The following is a 16,292-nucleotide window of genomic DNA, read 5'->3' as shown; positions in this document are numbered from 1 at the left end:
ACGCGGTGCACAGACTGTAGGACAAGTCCTTTTTTCGGACAAATCTGACAAACAAAACTTACCCGAGAGCCGTGATGCCTACCTTGAATCTGATCCAGCACCACCCCGCCGAAGGCCCTGGTGCCATTGCTGACTGGGCCTCGTCCCGAGGGCTGACGCTGAAGGTGTTCCGTGCCGATCTCGGGCAATTGCCGCCCGTGAGCGCAGCACCGGTGATCGTGTTGGGCGGGCCATATGAATCCAATGCCGGGCCGACATGGCTTGAGGCCGAGCGACAGTGGCTGGCGGGCAGTCTGGATAAAGGCGTCGCGGTGTTCGCGATTTGCCTGGGCGCGCAATTGCTGGCGTTGAGCCTGGGCGGAACGGTGCGACGGATGGCGCGCACGGAAACCGGCTGGACGTCGGTGACATTCATCGATGGGCAAAGGCTGAACGTGCTGGAGTGGCACGAAGACGCAATCGCCCTGCCGCCGGAGGCGCAATTGCTGGCCAGCAGCGATCAATGCGAACAGCAGATGTATCGCGTGGGGCCTACGCGGGTGGGACTGCAGTTCCATCCGGAGTGGAATGCCGAATCGGTGGCGATACTGAATGAACACTTTGCCGAGGAATCACCATTGCCTCGGGGTGAACCGGACAGCGCCGCCTACGCCGCCGTTTATGACTGGCTGCAGGCGACGCTGGATGCGTGGTGGGCGGCTGCGTCCACTCGCTGAACGTCAGGACTGACGGGCTTTTTGTGTTACTTGAACATCAGCATTCGCAACCAATGGCAGCACTGGCCGGACGCTGTACCGGCGTACTCAATTCAAACCCTTCATCCAGCCACCCGGTCACACCGCCTATCATTTCCTTGACCGGGTAACCCAGCGCCGCGAGCTTCACCGCTGCCTTGTTGGCGCCGTTGCAGTGCGGACCGGCGCAATACACCACGAACAAGCTGCTTTTCGGGTACGCCGCCAACCCTTCAGCATTCAGCAATCGCCCCGGAATATTGATCGCGCCCGGCACATGCCCCCGCTCGAACGCCAGCGGGCCGCGCACGTCGACCAACACGAAATCCACCTCGCCGGCCTGTTGACTGCCGTGGACGTCGGAACAGTCTGTTTCGAATGTCAGACGGTTGCTGAAATGCATCAGGGCGATGGCCGAAGGGGCTGCGGGAATTTCGCGGACCAGGCTGGTCATGGGCAGTACTCCAAAGTCAGGGTGGGTGTGAGAAGACTTTATCCGCCCGATGCTTGGCGCTACAGTGGCGCACAAGACACTCACCGGGAACTTTCCGCCAAATGCAGCCTAACCCTGGATTGGTCGCGATCCTGGCCTACGACGGCCTCTGTACCTTCGAATTCGGCATCGCCGTGGAGATCTTCGGCCTGGCGCGGCCAGAGTTCGACTTTCCTTGGTATGAACACCGGATCGTCGCCGTGGATCAGGGCCCGATGCGCGCCATGGGCGGTATTCAAGTGCTGGCCGATGGCGGCATGGAGCTGCTCGAAGACGCCCGCACCATCATCATTCCCGGTTGGCGCGACCGTCATGCAGCGGTGCCCGAGCACTTGCTCGACGCCCTTCGAAAGGCCCATGCGCGGGGCGCGCGGTTGCTGTCAATCTGTTCCGGCGTATTTGTGCTGGCGGCGACCGGTTTGCTCGATGGCCACAGCGCCACCACTCATTGGCGCTACACCACCGAACTGGCCGAGCGCTTTGCGCATATCCAGGTCAACCCGGACGTGCTCTACGTCGACTCAGGTCAACTGATCACCTCGGCCGGCAGCGCAGCGGGTATCGATGCGTGCCTGCACCTGGTGGCTCGGGATTTCGGTACACACGTGGCGAACTCGGTGGCGCGACGGCTGGTGATGTCGCCGCAACGCACCGGCGGCCAGGCGCAATTTATTCCGGCACCGGTCAGTCCGACGCCGCGCAGCGATGTGTCACGCGTCATGCAATGGGCGCGCGAGCGCTTGCACGAACCGCTGGAGGTGCGCGAATTGGCCAGCGAGGCCGCCATGAGTGAACGGACGTTCCTGCGTCGGTTCACTGAGGCCACCGGGATGCCGCCCAAAGCGTGGTTACAGCATGAGCGACTGGCGCGAGCGCGGGAATTGCTGGAGAGCACCGACCACAACACCGATCAGATTGCCGAGCGGTGTGGGTATCGATCGGTGGAGAGTTTTCGGGTGGCGTTTCGGGGCATTGTAGGTGTGCCGCCGTCAGTGTATCGGGAGCGGTTCGGGCGTGGGGGCAGTGCGATCATTTAAGGTGTGTTTGAGGACGCCATCGCGGGCAAGCCCGCTCCCACAGGTTTGCGGGCGTACACAGCATCGGTGGCAGACACCTATCACTGTGGGAGCGGCGGTACGACGATTCGACTTGCCCGCGATGAGGCCATCCCGGACACGAGTTAACTCAAGGCTTACGCAACAGATAGGTATCCATGATCCACCCATTGGCCAATCGAGCTGCCTTGCGCACCCGCTCAATTTCATCACCTACATCCTTGAGTTTGCCGCTGATCAGGATTTCATCCGGCGTGCCTAAATAGGCGCCCCAGTAAATCTCGGTCTCCTGATCCGCCACCTGATGGTAGGCATCCTGTGCGTCCAGCATCACCACCACGCTGTCCGCATCACTCACCTGCCCCGCCGCCAGCCGTCGCCCTGTGGTGATTTCAATCGAGCGGCCAATCTCATTGAGCGGCACTTTATGCTGCGCCGCCAAGGCCTGGACGCTGGTAATACCGGGGATGACCTCGAACTCGAACACACAGCGCCCCGAAGCCAGAATCGCCTGCAAAATCCTGATCGTGCTGTCGTATAACGCCGGATCGCCCCACACCAGGAAACCGGCGCACTGATCATCGCTCAGGTGCTCATTGATCAAGCGCTCGAAGGTCAATTGCTTGGCAAGGTTGAGGTCTTCGACACTGTTCGTATAGTCCACATCACCGCGCTCGCGCTCGGGGCTGTGGGCTTCGACGAAGCGGTAGTCGCGATCGGTGATGTAGCGCTCGCAGATCTCGCGACGCAGGTCGATCAACGAGTCTTTGCTCTGGCCCTTGTCCATCAGGAAAAACACATCGACACGGTTCAGCGCCTTCACAGCCTGCATCGTGACGTAGTCGGGGTTGCCGGCGCCAATGCCGATGACCAGCAGTTTTTTCATCACGACACTCCTTCGGCGTCGGTGCCGAGCAAGCGCAGACGCCAGCGGCCGGTGAAGCGCAATTCGATGGCTGACAACGGCTCAACGTCGATCTGATTGAAGGCCGCGCCCTGCACCACTTCCATCAACGCCGCCCGTATGACGAAGGGGTGGGTGATGGCAACGATATGCCCCGGTGCGCTTTCAAGCGTTTGAAGCCACTGCGCCACGCGCTGGCGCAACTGCACCACCGACTCACCGCCATGCGGCGCCGATGCCGGATCATCGAGCCAGGCCTGGAGCGCCGACGCTTGTGACGTTTGCAAGGCATCGATGTGTACGCCGTGCCACTGTCCGAAGTCGCATTCGCTCAATGCCGCGACGACTTCAACATCATCGCCGAACAAGGCCGCGGTTTGCCGGGTACGCAGCTCCGGACCGCACAGTAAACGGGGCGTCCCTTTGAACTGGCTGCGGCGCGAGCCTTTCGCCAATTGCCAATCCATTTCCAGTGGCTCGTTCGTAGGAAAATACGCCAATTTCTGTGCGACGGTTCGAGCGTGACAAATCAGAGTCAAACGGGTTGCCTGCACGAATTATCCACCTGTCGAAACCATCGAAAACGGCAACGCGCCGCAAAAACTTGCCCAATTGTGCCCCAAGAAGCCCGGTTCAGGGCGTTTCGTTTCACCGGTCACGCACCGCGTGCCGAACGCCAGGGTCGATGAAATTCGGCAATGTCCCACACGGTTATGGGCGATTACCTACAAGCGCTGTCGACTTCTATGTAGCCCCCTTAGCACGCGGGTTTCGCCCCATTTTGGGGCTCGAAAAAACCGCCGAAAAATTCACTAGACTTGTTGAGTCCGCTACATAAATACTGTTTTAGCAATTTATGAAATGAAACCAACACCCATCCAGCAGGAGCCCGGATGCCCTCTCTCAGAGACCAGATCACCGACGCCGGCATGGAGCTGACGCCGTCGGAACGCAAGGTCATACGTGCCTTGCTGGATCAGTACCCGCGTAACGGCCTCGGCCCGATGTCACGTTTGGCCGAACACGCCGGCGTCAGCGATCCCACCATTGTGCGCCTGGTGAAAAAACTCGGGTTCAACGGTTATGCCGATTTCCAGGATGCCCTGCTCAGCGACATGGACCAGCGTTTGCGTTCCCCCAGTGCCCAGTTGCAACGGCGCTCCCATCTGCACAAAGGCGATGCATGGAGCCACTGTCTGGCGAGCAGCCATCGAGCGTTGGTGGATACCCACGCACTGACTCAGCCCGAAGACATCCGGATCCTCGTGGAATGGCTGCTCGACACTCGCCATCAGGTGCACTGCTTTGGCGGGCGCTTCAGCAATTTCCTCGCCCAGTACTTGCTCAACCACCTGCGCCTGCTACGCCCCGGCTGTTTTGCCCTGGAAGACAACGCGCAACTGCCGGACCGAGTGTTCGATGTGCAGCGCCAGGACGTGGTGCTGGTGTTCGATTACCGCCGCTACCAGTCGCGGACCTTGCGGTTGACCAACGCCGTCAAGAGCCGATACGCACGGGTGGTGTTGTTCACTGACATCTACACTTCCCCACTACGCGAGATGGCTGACCTGATTATCAGTGCGCCGGTTGAATCGGTGTCAGCCTTCGACACCCTGGTTCCGGCGCTGGCCCAGGTCGAGGCGTTGATTGCCTGCCTGACGTTGCGCAGCCCGGACCTGGCCGATCGCCTGGAAGGCATCGACGCCCTGCGCGGCGAATTCGACACCCACCTGCTGGAGGATAAATAAGGATGTTTACGCTCCCCCATTGCTCACCCCGGGACCTGCCATTCATCGCCCACCACACCGCGTTACTGTGGGCACCGGCGATCATGTACAACACGGTGCTGGCCGACCCGAGCAACGACTGACAAAAAAAAGGGCGGCGTCTGACAACAAATCAGGCGAGCGCTGCTTTCATGCGTGGAAACCGACAGTGATAGTCAGGTTCGGTGCCAATCACCGAACCCTTTGATACAGGAGTGCAGCCATGCTGGTCTTACGCCCAGTCGAGTTAACCGACCTGCCCCAATTGCAGCAACTGGCCCGTGACAGCCTGGTGGGCGTCACGTCTTTGCCCGATGACAGCGAACGCTTGCGCAGCAGAATTCTCGAGTCCTGCGCCTCACTGGACAAAGACGTTGAGAAACATGGCCCGGAGAACTACTTCTTCGTCCTTGAGGACCTGACGGCCCGGCGCCTGGTGGGTTGCTCGGAAGTCCTGGCCACCGCCGGGTTCAACGAGCCCTTCTACAGCCTGCGCAACCGCCACTTCACCAGCGCCTCGCGGGAGTTGAACATCGAGCATGGCGTGCCAGCGCTGTCGTTATGCCACGACCTTAATGGTCACACCCTGCTGCGCGGCTTTCACATCGACGACGACCTGGTGCGCACCGAGTTCTCGGAGTTGCTGTCACGGGCACGGCTGCTGTTTATCGCGGCCCATTCGCAGCGATTTGCGGACGTTGTAATCACCGAAATCGTCGGCTACAGCAGCGACGAGGGGCAATCGCCGTTCTGGGATGCCGTGGGCAAGCACTTTTTCGACCTGCCTTATACCGAGGCCGAACGCCTGTGTGGGCTGGAAAGCCGGACCTTTCTCGCCGAACTGATGCCCCAGTACCCGATATACGTTCCCATGCTGCCCCAGGCTGCGCAGGACTGCATCGGCCGGATTCACCCCGACGGCCAGGAGGCCTTCGACATTCTTGAACGCGAAGGCTTTGAAACCAACAGCTACATCGACCTGTTCGACGGTGGCCCGACCTTGTATGCACGCACCTCGAACGTACTCACCATCGCCCAAAGCCTGACGGCAACGGCGCAGGCCGTTTCGTCCATCGATGCACGAGGCAGGTATCTGGTCAGCAATGACGCACTCAAGGGCTATCGCGCGATCGTCGCCGAACTGGATTACCAGGCCGGGCACCCGGTAGGGTTGAGCGCCGACATGTGCAGGGCCCTGAACGTGACCGATGGCAGCCCGATCCGGTTGATCGACCTGTGAGCATCACTCGGCCCCGTGGCCAACGACAGCGCCCGAACAGGCGCGAAGAAGGAGCTGCATCATGATTGTCCGTCCGGTTCGCGTCACCGACCTGCCCGCCTTGATGGACCTGGTGCAACAGGCCGGCCCCGGGTTCACCACCCTGCCGGCCAACGAGGATCGCTTGGCGCACCGGGTGCGCTGGGCCCAGCGGACATTCGCCGAACAAGTCGAGCGTGCGGATGCCGATTACCTGTTTGTGCTTGAGGATGACGATCAGCAAGTGGTCGGCGTCAGTGCCTTGACCGGCGCCGTGGGCCTGCGTGAACCCTGGTACAACTATCGGGTCGGGTTAACTGTCAGCGCTTCGCCGGACCTGGGCATTCAACGACAGATTCCGACCCTGTTCCTGAACAACGAAATGACTGGCCAATCGGAACTGTGCTCGCTCTTTCTGCGCCACGACCAACGCCATGGCACCCATGGCCGGCTCCTGTCGCTGGCGCGCCTGCTGTTCGTCGCAGAATTCCCCCAGCAGTTCGGCGACAAGCTCATTGCCGAACTGCGTGGCCGCGCCGACGAGCATGGCTGTTCACCATTCTGGGACAGCCTGGGCCGGCATTTCTTCAAGATGGAATTCAGCCACGCCGACCACCTGTCGGGGTTGGGCAGTAAATCGTTCATCGCCGAATTGATGCCGCGCCAACCGCTCTACACCTGCCTCCTGACGGAACAGGCCCAAGCCGTGATCGGCAAGGCACACCCGAACACCGAACCGGCCTTGAAGATCCTCAGCGCCGAGGGTTTTTCCCACAAGGGCTACATCGATATTTTCGACGCAGGTCCGGTGATTGAAGCACCGGTGTCGAAAATCCGCACCGTGCGCGACAGCCAGGCCCTGGTGCTGACCATTGGCACGCCCGACGAACAGGCCCCGGTCTGGCTGATCCACAACCGTCGCCTGGAAAACTGCCGCATCACCGCCGCCAAGGCACGCATGGTGGGCAACAGCCTGATTGTCGACCGACTCACTGCCAAACGGCTGCAACTGCAGCCCGGCAACTCCGTGCGTGCGGTGCCATTGCTCAATCAACAGCAGCAGGCTGTAGCGGCGTAAACACTTGATGGCGAGTGCTGCGCACTCGGACGCAGCCTTCGGCAGCTGCTACAGGGGTTAGCGTTACTGTGAGGATTGCAGACAACAACTTTGTAAATTCGTCATCATCTTCTGTTCGTCCGCGTGATAGCCTTTTGTTCCTTCGGCGTTGACACTTTTGCTCAAGCCCTTCCATTCCAATTGCAGTGGTGGAACTCGTATGTCCAGGCTTTCCCATCAAGATTTGCGCCGTAACTTCCGCGAACTGTTCGCTTCCAACACCTGCTATCACACGGCTTCGGTCTTCGACCCGATGTCGGCCCGCATTGCGGCTGACCTGGGTTTTGAAGTGGGGATTCTGGGCGGCTCGGTCGCATCGTTGCAGGTGCTGGGCGCCCCCGACTTTGCGTTGATTACCCTCAGCGAGTTCGCCGAGCAGGCCTCCCGCATTGGCCGCGTGGCGCAATTGCCGGTCATCGCCGACGCCGACCATGGCTACGGCAACGCGCTCAATGTGATGCGCACCATCGTCGAACTCGAACGCGCCGGCGTGGCCGCACTGACCATCGAAGACACCTTGCTGCCGGCACAATTCGGCCGTAAATCCACCGACCTGATCGGCGTCGCGGAAGGCGTCGGCAAGATCCGTGCAGCGCTGGAAGCCCGCGTCGATTCAGAAATGGCGATCATCGCCCGCACCAACGCCGGCATCCTGCCCGTCCAGGAAATCATCAGCCGCACCCAGCAGTACCAAGCCGCCGGAGCGGACGGGATCTGCATGGTCGGTGTGCAGGACTTCGACCAACTGGAAAAAATCGCCGAGCACCTGAGCGTGCCGCTGATGCTGGTCACCTACGGCAACCCGGCGCTGCGCGATGACAAGCGCCTGGCCGAACTGGGCGTGCGAGTGACGATTGACGGACATGGCGCTTACTTTGCGGCGATCAAGGCGACGTACGACAGCTTGCGCGAACAGCGGCAGATCTTTACCCAAGCGTCGGATTTGAACGCTACGGAGCTGACGCACACCTACACGCAGCCTGAGGAATACATCCGCTGGGCGAAAGAATTCATGAGCGTTAAAGAATAAGGGTTTAACCGGTTTAGCTGTATTGCCTGGGCTGACGCCTTCGCGGGCAAGCCATGCTCCCACAGTTGAAACGCATTCCCCTGTGGGAGCGTGCGGTGCGGCGATCCGACTTGCCCGCGAAGGGGCCGGTTGCAACACCGCTAGATTGCAGCCTTGAACCCCTCCTCCCGCTGCAACGCCCGCGCCCGGATCACGTCCAGAATCGCGCATCCTTCACGCATCAGCAGATGCACCGCCCCGGTCACACGCGTCAGATCACAGTCTGAAATGCCTTTGAGGCCAAGGCTGGACAAGGTGTCCGCCAAATCACGAACCACGGTAAAGCGATGCGCCGCGCAGGCTGCGAGGTCGCTGAGTTCTTTGTGGGTATTGACGAAGAGCACCGGATTTTCGGCGTCGTAGGTGTCGATGGGGAGGTAACGCGGCATTACTTGGTCGTGCATTGTTGTAACTCCTGTAATTGGAGCAACCACCGTTTCGCGGCCAAACGAAGGTGGCAGCCGTACGCGGGTTGGCCGACCGGGTACAGGAACCGGCACACCCGAAGGTGTCCCACGCACAGCCGCCATAACACGATGTTTCAGGCGCTAATCGCCTGAACGGTGTCGGGTAGCTGGACGTTCCTGTATCCGACCGACCAAGGTCGTTCGCGGAGTTTTCCGCGAGCCCGAACTATAGGGGTCGATACCGAAACGCGGCAACAGGGTACGTTGTAGGAAACGTCTTGGAAAGTTGTACGCCTCATGATGATCGTTCCCACGCTCTGCGTGGTAACGCAGCCCGGGACGCTCCGCGTCCCTCACAAGCCGAACGCGGAGCGTCCGTTGAGGCATTCCCACGCGAAGCGTGGGATCGATCACATACATGCGCTGGGTGGAAGAGTTCATGAGCGTTAAGGAATGACGGTTTAGCCGGTTTGGTGGCGACGGATCAAACCGGATCAAAGACCGCCCGATGCAGCTTGCCGTCGGCGCAAATCACCCGATTGCGGCCAGTGGTCTTGGCTTCGTACAGCGCCTGATCGGCGTCGTTGAGCCACAACGTGGCATCGGCGTGTGCCGGGTTGAAGGCGGCCAGGCCGATGCTCAGGCTGACTTTCAACGCCGGGCTTTGCTCGTAGCCCAGCGTCGCGAAACGATCACGCAAGGCATCCATGGCCGCGGCGGCACTGTCCAGGGGCAAGTCCGGCAGTAGCACGCAGAACTCGTCACCCCCATAACGCCCGGCCACATCGGTGGCACGCAGGTTCTGCTTGAGCATTTTGCTCAGCTGACGCAACACAATGTCCCCGGCGACGTGGCCGTAGGTGTCATTGATGGTCTTGAAATGGTCAATGTCGATCAGCGCAATCGCCCCGCCCTGCTGCTGGCGTTGGCAACGCTGGAATTCAATTTCCAGTTGATCCTTCCAGGCGCCATGGTTCAGCAGGCCGGTCAGGCTGTCGGTGCGGCTCAGGGCCAGCAGTTCGCGCTTTTGCCGGCCCAGGGTGGTGGCCTGGCGAAAGCAGATCCAGCCCAACGCCAAGGGGTACAGGATCAGCAGCGGCATGCAGGCAAACATCTGCAATGGACTGGTTGTCGGGATGAACGCGGGCGTAAACAGCAGCCATCCAATGCCTATCCCGAGAATCTGCGCGACGGTGCCCACCAGCAGAAAACGCAAGCCACCGATGGCGACATTGTTCATCGCCATCATCGACAGCGTTGCAACACTGGGCAGCGGATTGAATTGCATGGCCGCCACCCAGAAACCACCGAGAAAGGCGTCGACCAGGATGTTGCGGTGCTCGGCGTGAAACGGAACCTTGGCCCGCCGTGCCCACTGATAGGCAACGTGCGGCCAGAACACCCCGTTGAACACCATAAAACCCCACACCCACGGCGCCGGGTCGAGGGGATACATCGCCGCGCTCACGCACAACAATCCCAGGGCCAAACCCAGGGTACGCGATGTATAAAGCCTCCTGGCCAATGAAAGTCCTTTTCCTCCCGCTTTTTCCATAAGGGCCTCTGCACCACTGAACGGAACCTGATGACACCGGGGTGACAGGTGCGATTGGAGTCTATCAGGGCAACGTTAAATAGCCATCACCGGCGAGCGGCCTGAATACCGTGGTATTGCCGCGAGGCGAGTCTTCAATGTTTGGCTATACATGAAAGAAGGGTTCAATAAACAACGATAAAAAAGGAGGCCCATGCAGACCTTTCAAGTATTGATCATCGGCAGCGGTTTTGGCGGTCAGTGCGCGGCGATCAATTTGCTCAAGGCCGGCATTGATGATTTTCGCTTGCTGGAACGACGGGATTTTTTCGGCGGCACCTGGTGCCAGAATACCTACCCCGGCGCAGCGGTGGACGTACCTTCGCCGCTGTATTCGCTGTCTTTTGCGCCCTACCGCTGGACGCAAATGTTCGCCGAACAAGCGGAGCTTCACCGCTATACCCAGTACGTGGTGGAACGCTTCGGCCTGCGCGAGCGGGTTGAACTGCAAGCCAATGTCGAACGCATCGAATGGGATGACGCCAGCAAACGCTGGGCCGTGCACACCGCCACCAAAGGCACGTATTACGCACAGTTTCTGATTAACGCGACAGGGCCGTTGAGCCAGCCGGTCATTCCTCACTTCGTCGGTCAGGAACGCTTTCAGGGCAAGACCTTCCACACCAACAACTGGGACCATTCCTACGACTACCGGAAAAAACGCGTGGCCGTCGTCGGCAGTGGTGCCAGCGCTGCCCAGGTCATCCCGGCGATTGCCCCGGACGTCGAGCACCTGCATGTGTTCCAGCGCACACCACACTGGGTACTGCCACGGGCCGACCGTGCGTTTGGCCCTTTCCAGCGTTGGCTGCTGGGCCTGAAGCCGGCCTACAAGCTCCTGCGCTGGATGATCTATTGGCAGTTCGAAACCCGGGTGATCGCCTTCAAGTACTCGAAACCGGCGATCCACATGGTCCAGCAACACGCCCTGCGCTTTCTCAAACGCCAGGTGCCAGACCCCGCATTACGCCAAAAGCTGACACCGGACTTCACCATCGGCTGCAAGCGGGTGCTGGTCTCCAGCACCTACTACCCGGCGCTGAGCCGGCCTAATGTGACGTTGCACAGTCGCGAACAAGGCATCGCCGCCATCGACGAAACCGGCATCGTCACTCAGGACGGCCAGCACATCGACCTCGATCTGATCGTCTGGTCCACCGGTTACGACGCCACCGACGGGGTGATTTCCTACCCGGTCACCGGCAAACACGGCACGCAACTCAAGGACGTCTGGGCGCAGTACCCGCGGGCCTACCTGGGCACCAGCCTGCCGGACTTCCCGAACCTGTTTATCGTCACCGGCCCGAACACCGGCATTGGCCACACCTCGGCGCTGTTCATCATCGAATCGCAGATGAATTACATCCTCGACTGCATCCGCACGTTAAAAGCCCAAGGTTTACGCAGCATTGAAGTACGCCCCGAAGCGGAACGTACCTACACTGAAATGATCCATCGCGAAATGGAGCGCACGGTGTGGAAGTCCGGGGGGTGCCATAGCTGGTACCAAAGCAAGAGCGGTCATGTGATCGCCATGTTTCCGGGGTTTAGTTTCAGCTACCACCGATTGACCCGGGCGCTGAAACCTGCCGACCACATCCTGTCCTGATCACGTTAGAGGAAGTCATCCGATGCTTCTTTTGGTTGTCGTTATTGCAGTTATCGTGGCCTGGAGCTGGTTGAGCTACCCGGCCATCGGTTATTGGCTCTATGACTGGAACATGGCGATTGAAGCCAAGCTGTATCGGCTGCACAAGATCGTCGTACCGATCCACGAGATGACCGTCTCGACCTGGCAAGGCGGCCCGTATGAGGCGTCCAGCAGCGTGCTGATGCTGCACGGCTACAGTGCCGACAAAAACCTCTGGCTGCGCTTTGCCCGGCACTTTGTCGGCAATTATCGGGTAATCATTCCGGACATTGCCGGTCATGGCGAAACCGGGTTCAAGGCCGGTGGCGGCTACGACATCCCCTTGCAGGCCAAGCGGATCATCCAGTTGCTCGACGTCTGCGGGGTCGAGAAGGTGCATGTGATTGGCAACTCAATGGGCGGCTACATCGCAGCGTGGCTGGCAGCCACGTACCCGGAGCGGATAGCCTCCGTCGCGCTGATCGATCCGGCCGGGGTCACCGCGCCCGAAGCCAGTGATCTGGAGCGGCACCTGGCCAAGGGGCACAACCCGTTTCTGATTCACTCGCGCGAGGAGTTTCGACGCTTCTACGCCATGACCATGGCCGAACCGCCGTGGGTGCCCGGCGTAGTACTGGACGCCGTGGCCCAGCGCTACGAGCAAAGCCGCGATGAGCTGGAGGAGATTTTCAACGACTTTCGCGCCAGCCCGCCGATGGAGCCGATACTGGCGGACATCAAGTGCCCGGCGCTGTTGTTGTGGGGTCACAAGGACCGTTTGATCGACGTCAGCAGCGTGGCCGTCTGGAGCAAGGGCATCGTCGATCTGCGAGTGCATATCTGGGATCACCTCGGCCACATGCCGATGGTTGAGCAACCGGCGGATACCGCAAGGCTGTACCGGGAGTTCCTGGGATCGCTGCGCACCGAAAGCCGTTCCCACTTATAACCACCACCGAGCCCCGTAGCAGCTGTCGAGCTGCGCGAGGCTGCGTCCGGTGGCGAAGCCGCCGTGAATCAGGCTCTGCGGTTTTTCAGTTAAACCGGGTTTTCAGGGTTTACGACGGCTCCGCCGCCGGAAGCAACCTCGCAGGCTCGGCAGCGGCTACAGGTCCTGTTGTTCAAGCAGTCCTTGGCAGAATGAAGTTCGTAAGATTCTTCGTTTGTCGGCGCCGCTGAAGGCTGCGATCTTTTCGCACATCCTTTACGTCACCGCGCCAGGAATTCTTCATGAGCCAAGCACACTTCGTCAGCCCTGACCTGATCCGTCAACGCTTCTCCAAAGCGATGTCCGACATGTACCGCGAGGAAGTGCCGCTGTACGGCGCGCTGATGGAACTGGTGGAACAGACCAATCAGTACGTGCTGGACAGCGACCCGCAGATCGCCCGCCAGTTGATCAGCACCGGCGAAATCGAGCGCCTGGACCTGGAACGCCACGGTGCAATCCGCGTCGGTACCGCCACCGAACTGACCACCCTCGCCCATTTGTTTAAGGTCATGGGCATGCAACCGGTGGGCTATTACGACCTGACCCCGGCGGGCGTGCCAGTGCATTCCACCGCATTCCGCGCCGTGCACGAAGCAGCGTTGCAAGTCAGTCCGTTCCGCGTGTTCACCTCGTTGCTGCGTCTTGAACTGATCGAAGACCTGGAACTGCGCGCCTTCGCCCAGTCGGTGCTGGACAAGCGCCAGATCTTTACCCCGGCAGCGCTGACCTTGATCGAGCGCGCTGAAACCGCAGGCGGCCTCACCGAGCAAGAAGCCCAGGACTTCGTCGAGCAGGCGCTGGAAACCTTCCGCTGGCATCACAGCGCGACCGTCACCGCCGAGCAGTACCAAAAACTCAGCGCCCAGCATCGCCTGATCGCCGACGTCGTGGCCTTCAAAGGCCCGCACATCAACCACCTGACGCCACGCACGCTGGACATCGACATCGTCCAGGCGCAAATGCCGGTCCACGGCATCACCCCCAAAGCAGTGATCGAAGGCCCGCCTCGCCGCCAGTGCCCGATTCTGTTGCGCCAGACCAGTTTCAAGGCGCTGGACGAACCGGTTGCCTTTACCGATCAAACCGCCACCCAAGGCAGCCACAGCGCCCGCTTCGGTGAAATCGAACAACGGGGTGCCGCGCTGACGCCAAAAGGCCGGGCGCTGTATGACCGGTTGCTCAACGCGGCACGAGATGAATTGAAAGACTTCCCCAATGAGGCCAATGCCGCACGCTACAACGCGCTAATGACGCAGCACTTTGGCGAATTTCCTGACACGTACGAAGGCATGCGCCAACAGGAACTGGCGTACTTTCGCTACTTTGTGACGGAAAAAGGCCAAGCGGCCGAAGAACTGAAATCGTTGTCGCTGGAGGCGTTGCTCAGCGGCGGTTACCTGCGGGCTGAACCTTTGGTCTATGAGGATTTTCTGCCCGTGAGCGCAGCGGGGATTTTCCAGTCGAACCTCGGGGATGCAGCGCAAACCCACTATGGCGTGCATTCGAATCAGCAAGCATTTGAACAAGCGCTGGGGCGAGCGACGATTGATGAGTTGGGGTTGTATGCCGAAACGCAACGGCGTTCGATTGAGGAATGCTATGCGACGCTGGGCCACGCCATCTGAAACCTGTAGCAGCTGGCGAAGCCTGCGTCCGGCTGCGAAGCAGTCGTAAATCGGCTGGTGCGGTTTTTCAGATAAACCGTGGTTACCGGATTACGACTGCTACGCAGCCGGACGCAGGCTGCGCCAGCTGCTACAGGATCGGGTTTAGCGGAGTTTGGCGAGCAACGCCTCGGCCGCAGCCTCGGACGACGACGGGTTCTGACCGGTGATCAGCAACCCGTCAGTCAGCACATAGCTTGCCCAATCGTCGCCCTTGGAATAAATCCCGCCCTTCTCCTTGAGCATGTCTTCGACCAGAAACGGCACGACGTTCGTCAGTTGCACCGCCTCTTCCTCCGAGTTGGTGAAGCCCGTGACCCGCTTGCCCTTGACCAGCGGCTGACCGTCCGTGCCTTTGACGTGGCGCAGCACACCCGGTGCATGGCAAACCGCTGCGACCGGTTTATTCGCCTTGTAAAACGCTTCGATCAGCGCAATGGATTGCTTGTCTTCAGCCAAATCCCACAGCGGACCATGGCCGCCCGGATAGAAAACCGCATCGTAATCCTCGGCTCTCACACTGTTGAGCAGCGCGGTAGAGGCCAATGCGGATTTAGCCGCCGCGTCTTTATTGAACCGATCGGTGGCGGCGGTTTGCGCATCCGGCTCATCGCTCTTGGGGTCCAGCGGCGGCTGGCCACCCTTGGGCGAGGCCAGGGTCAACTGAGCACCGGCGTCCTTGAAGGCGAAATACGGTGCGGCGAACTCTTCCAGCCAGAAGCCGGTTTTCTTCCCCGTGTTACCCAATTGATCGTGGGACGTTAAAACCATCAGGATTTTCATGTCGCTCTCACTCCGGTTCAGGGTTGTCAGGATGCTCGATGGCAGTGTTTTTATGGACCCTGCTGCCAGTCGATTCGTTGCACCGGCTATCAGGTGTCGTTGATGGATGGCGCATAGCCCTTATGCGCAAGAAGTTGCGCACTCATCGTTGGAAAAGGCCTTTTTGGGACCCTGATCACCCTGCCGGGCGGGCTCTCCAGCCGAGTGCGCAAGAAGTTGCGCAGTGCTGTGCAAGTTCTTGCGCACATTCCTCAGTGTTCTTCTGTAGAAATCTTTCCGGAACCTGAAAAACATTCTCAACACACTGTTTTATATAGTTTTTAACGTTTCTGGCACGGACCTTGATAACAGTCAGGCACCCACCGGGCGATACCGCCTCCCGGGCACCCTTAATTTTTAGCAAGGAGCACACCCATGGCTACACCAGCGTACATGTCCGTCACTGGCGAAAAACAAGGTCTGATCACCGCCGGCGCATTCACCGCCGATTCGGTTGGCAACACCTACCAGGAAGGCCACGAAGACCAGGTCATGGTTCAGGCTTTCAGCCACGACGTGATCATCCCGCGTGACCCACAGTCCGGCCAACCTACCGGTCAGCGCGTTCACAAGCCAGTCGTGATCACCAAGGTCTACGACAAGTCTTCGCCTCTGCTGCAAGCGGCCCTGACTTCCGGCGAGCGCATGAGCGAAATCGTTATCCAGTGGTACCGCACTTCGGCTCAAGGTACTCAAGAGCACTACTACACCACCAAACTGGAAGACGCGATCATCGTCGCCATCAACAACAAAATGCACAACTGCCAGGACCCGTCGAACTCGCACTT

At 60.0% G+C, this 16,292-nt stretch carries 16 protein-coding genes; 10 read left to right on the top strand and 6 right to left on the bottom strand.

Annotated elements, in window-relative coordinates:
- Positions 1–74 precede the first annotated feature (74 nt).
- Entirely contained in the window at positions 75–716 is a 642-nt protein-coding gene (locus tag C7534_RS00085; RefSeq protein WP_109784552.1) for a type 1 glutamine amidotransferase, read from the top strand.
- A 37-nt stretch (positions 717–753) separates the two neighbouring features.
- Here C7534_RS00085 and C7534_RS00080 read toward each other — a convergent pair whose 3' ends face one another.
- A complete protein-coding gene (locus tag C7534_RS00080) occupies positions 754–1,188 on the bottom strand; it encodes a rhodanese-like domain-containing protein (protein ID WP_109784551.1) in 435 nt (144 codons plus the stop codon).
- A gap of 101 nt (positions 1,189–1,289) precedes the next feature.
- On the opposite strand from C7534_RS00080, the gene ftrA reads away from it, so the two are divergent.
- Positions 1,290–2,264 carry a transcriptional regulator FtrA gene (gene ftrA, locus C7534_RS00075; protein WP_109784550.1) on the top strand — a complete coding sequence of 325 codons (975 nt, stop codon included), beginning with the start codon at positions 1,290–1,292 and terminating at the stop codon, positions 2,262–2,264.
- Positions 2,265–2,412: 148 nt separating this feature from the next.
- Here the strand turns inward: ftrA and cobF are convergent, their stop codons facing one another.
- Entirely contained in the window at positions 2,413–3,168 is a 756-nt protein-coding gene (gene cobF, locus C7534_RS00070) for a precorrin-6A synthase (deacetylating) (RefSeq protein WP_109784549.1), read from the bottom strand.
- A complete protein-coding gene (locus C7534_RS00065; RefSeq protein WP_109784548.1) occupies positions 3,168–3,740 on the bottom strand; it encodes a histidine phosphatase family protein in 573 nt (190 codons plus the stop codon). Before C7534_RS00065 ends, cobF begins: the two co-directional genes overlap by 1 nt.
- Before the next feature lie 339 nt (positions 3,741–4,079).
- Between C7534_RS00065 and C7534_RS00060 the strand changes: the two genes are divergently transcribed.
- The 4 genes from C7534_RS00060 to C7534_RS00045 all read left to right on the top strand — a co-directional run bounded on the left by C7534_RS00060 (position 4,080) and on the right by C7534_RS00045 (position 8,357).
- A complete protein-coding gene (locus C7534_RS00060; protein WP_109784547.1) occupies positions 4,080–4,934 on the top strand; it encodes a MurR/RpiR family transcriptional regulator in 855 nt (284 codons plus the stop codon).
- A 241-nt stretch (positions 4,935–5,175) separates the two neighbouring features.
- Positions 5,176–6,192, top strand: coding sequence for an arginine N-succinyltransferase (locus C7534_RS00055; RefSeq protein WP_109784546.1), 1,017 nt, complete (start codon positions 5,176–5,178; stop codon positions 6,190–6,192).
- Positions 6,193–6,253: 61 nt separating this feature from the next.
- A complete protein-coding gene (gene astA, locus C7534_RS00050) occupies positions 6,254–7,288 on the top strand; it encodes an arginine N-succinyltransferase (protein WP_077430359.1) in 1,035 nt (344 codons plus the stop codon).
- A 199-nt stretch (positions 7,289–7,487) separates the two neighbouring features.
- Positions 7,488–8,357, top strand: coding sequence for an isocitrate lyase/PEP mutase family protein (locus C7534_RS00045; RefSeq protein ID WP_109784545.1), 870 nt, complete (start codon positions 7,488–7,490; stop codon positions 8,355–8,357).
- 140 nt (positions 8,358–8,497) lie between these two features.
- Here C7534_RS00045 and C7534_RS00040 read toward each other — a convergent pair whose 3' ends face one another.
- Both C7534_RS00040 and C7534_RS00030 read right to left on the bottom strand, forming a co-directional pair.
- Positions 8,498–8,800 (bottom strand): hypothetical protein, encoded by a 303-nt coding sequence (locus C7534_RS00040; protein ID WP_046027802.1) that lies wholly within the window; start codon positions 8,798–8,800, stop codon positions 8,498–8,500.
- A gap of 487 nt (positions 8,801–9,287) precedes the next feature.
- On the bottom strand, positions 9,288–10,358 hold the full coding sequence (locus C7534_RS00030) for a diguanylate cyclase (RefSeq protein ID WP_109784543.1): 1,071 nt from the start codon (positions 10,356–10,358) through the stop codon (positions 9,288–9,290).
- A gap of 193 nt (positions 10,359–10,551) precedes the next feature.
- On the opposite strand from C7534_RS00030, the gene C7534_RS00025 reads away from it, so the two are divergent.
- The 3 genes from C7534_RS00025 (at position 10,552) to hglS (ending at position 14,643) form a co-directional block, all read left to right on the top strand.
- On the top strand, positions 10,552–12,006 hold the full coding sequence (locus tag C7534_RS00025; protein ID WP_109784542.1) for a flavin-containing monooxygenase: 1,455 nt from the start codon (positions 10,552–10,554) through the stop codon (positions 12,004–12,006).
- Positions 12,007–12,028: 22 nt separating this feature from the next.
- On the top strand, positions 12,029–12,976 hold the full coding sequence (locus C7534_RS00020; RefSeq protein WP_046027807.1) for an alpha/beta fold hydrolase: 948 nt from the start codon (positions 12,029–12,031) through the stop codon (positions 12,974–12,976).
- 281 nt (positions 12,977–13,257) lie between these two features.
- A complete protein-coding gene (hglS, locus tag C7534_RS00015; protein WP_109784541.1) occupies positions 13,258–14,643 on the top strand; it encodes a 2-oxoadipate dioxygenase/decarboxylase HglS in 1,386 nt (461 codons plus the stop codon).
- 144 nt (positions 14,644–14,787) lie between these two features.
- Here hglS and C7534_RS00010 read toward each other — a convergent pair whose 3' ends face one another.
- Positions 14,788–15,465 (bottom strand): type 1 glutamine amidotransferase domain-containing protein, encoded by a 678-nt coding sequence (locus tag C7534_RS00010; protein ID WP_109784540.1) that lies wholly within the window; start codon positions 15,463–15,465, stop codon positions 14,788–14,790.
- A 414-nt stretch (positions 15,466–15,879) separates the two neighbouring features.
- Between C7534_RS00010 and C7534_RS00005 the strand changes: the two genes are divergently transcribed.
- Positions 15,880–16,292 (top strand): Hcp family type VI secretion system effector (locus C7534_RS00005; protein ID WP_109784959.1); only part of this gene is annotated, 413 nt, incomplete at its 3' end.

Source organism: Pseudomonas sp. OV226 (assembly GCF_003148705.1).
Lineage (GTDB): Bacteria > Pseudomonadota > Gammaproteobacteria > Pseudomonadales > Pseudomonadaceae > Aquipseudomonas.
The sequence above is the reverse complement of the archived record's forward strand: the minus strand, read 5'-3'. Positions and strand labels throughout refer to the sequence as shown.

What these genes read in the sequence shown, in the direction of transcription:
- C7534_RS00085 (WP_109784552.1), top strand. Translation starts at nt 75, where the DNA reads ATGCCTACCTTGAATCTGATCCAGCACCACCCCGCCGAAGGCCCTGGT.
- C7534_RS00080 (WP_109784551.1), bottom strand. Translation starts at nt 1,188, where the DNA reads ATGACCAGCCTGGTCCGCGAAATTCCCGCAGCCCCTTCGGCCATCGCC.
- ftrA (WP_109784550.1), top strand. Translation starts at nt 1,290, where the DNA reads ATGCAGCCTAACCCTGGATTGGTCGCGATCCTGGCCTACGACGGCCTC.
- cobF (WP_109784549.1), bottom strand. Translation starts at nt 3,168, where the DNA reads ATGAAAAAACTGCTGGTCATCGGCATTGGCGCCGGCAACCCCGACTAC.
- C7534_RS00060 (WP_109784547.1), top strand. Translation starts at nt 4,080, where the DNA reads ATGCCCTCTCTCAGAGACCAGATCACCGACGCCGGCATGGAGCTGACG.
- C7534_RS00055 (WP_109784546.1), top strand. Translation starts at nt 5,176, where the DNA reads ATGCTGGTCTTACGCCCAGTCGAGTTAACCGACCTGCCCCAATTGCAG.
- astA (WP_077430359.1), top strand. Translation starts at nt 6,254, where the DNA reads ATGATTGTCCGTCCGGTTCGCGTCACCGACCTGCCCGCCTTGATGGAC.
- C7534_RS00045 (WP_109784545.1), top strand. Translation starts at nt 7,488, where the DNA reads ATGTCCAGGCTTTCCCATCAAGATTTGCGCCGTAACTTCCGCGAACTG.
- C7534_RS00040 (WP_046027802.1), bottom strand. Translation starts at nt 8,800, where the DNA reads ATGCACGACCAAGTAATGCCGCGTTACCTCCCCATCGACACCTACGAC.
- C7534_RS00030 (WP_109784543.1), bottom strand. Translation starts at nt 10,358, where the DNA reads ATGGAAAAAGCGGGAGGAAAAGGACTTTCATTGGCCAGGAGGCTTTAT.
- C7534_RS00025 (WP_109784542.1), top strand. Translation starts at nt 10,552, where the DNA reads ATGCAGACCTTTCAAGTATTGATCATCGGCAGCGGTTTTGGCGGTCAG.
- C7534_RS00020 (WP_046027807.1), top strand. Translation starts at nt 12,029, where the DNA reads ATGCTTCTTTTGGTTGTCGTTATTGCAGTTATCGTGGCCTGGAGCTGG.
- hglS (WP_109784541.1), top strand. Translation starts at nt 13,258, where the DNA reads ATGAGCCAAGCACACTTCGTCAGCCCTGACCTGATCCGTCAACGCTTC.
- C7534_RS00010 (WP_109784540.1), bottom strand. Translation starts at nt 15,465, where the DNA reads ATGAAAATCCTGATGGTTTTAACGTCCCACGATCAATTGGGTAACACG.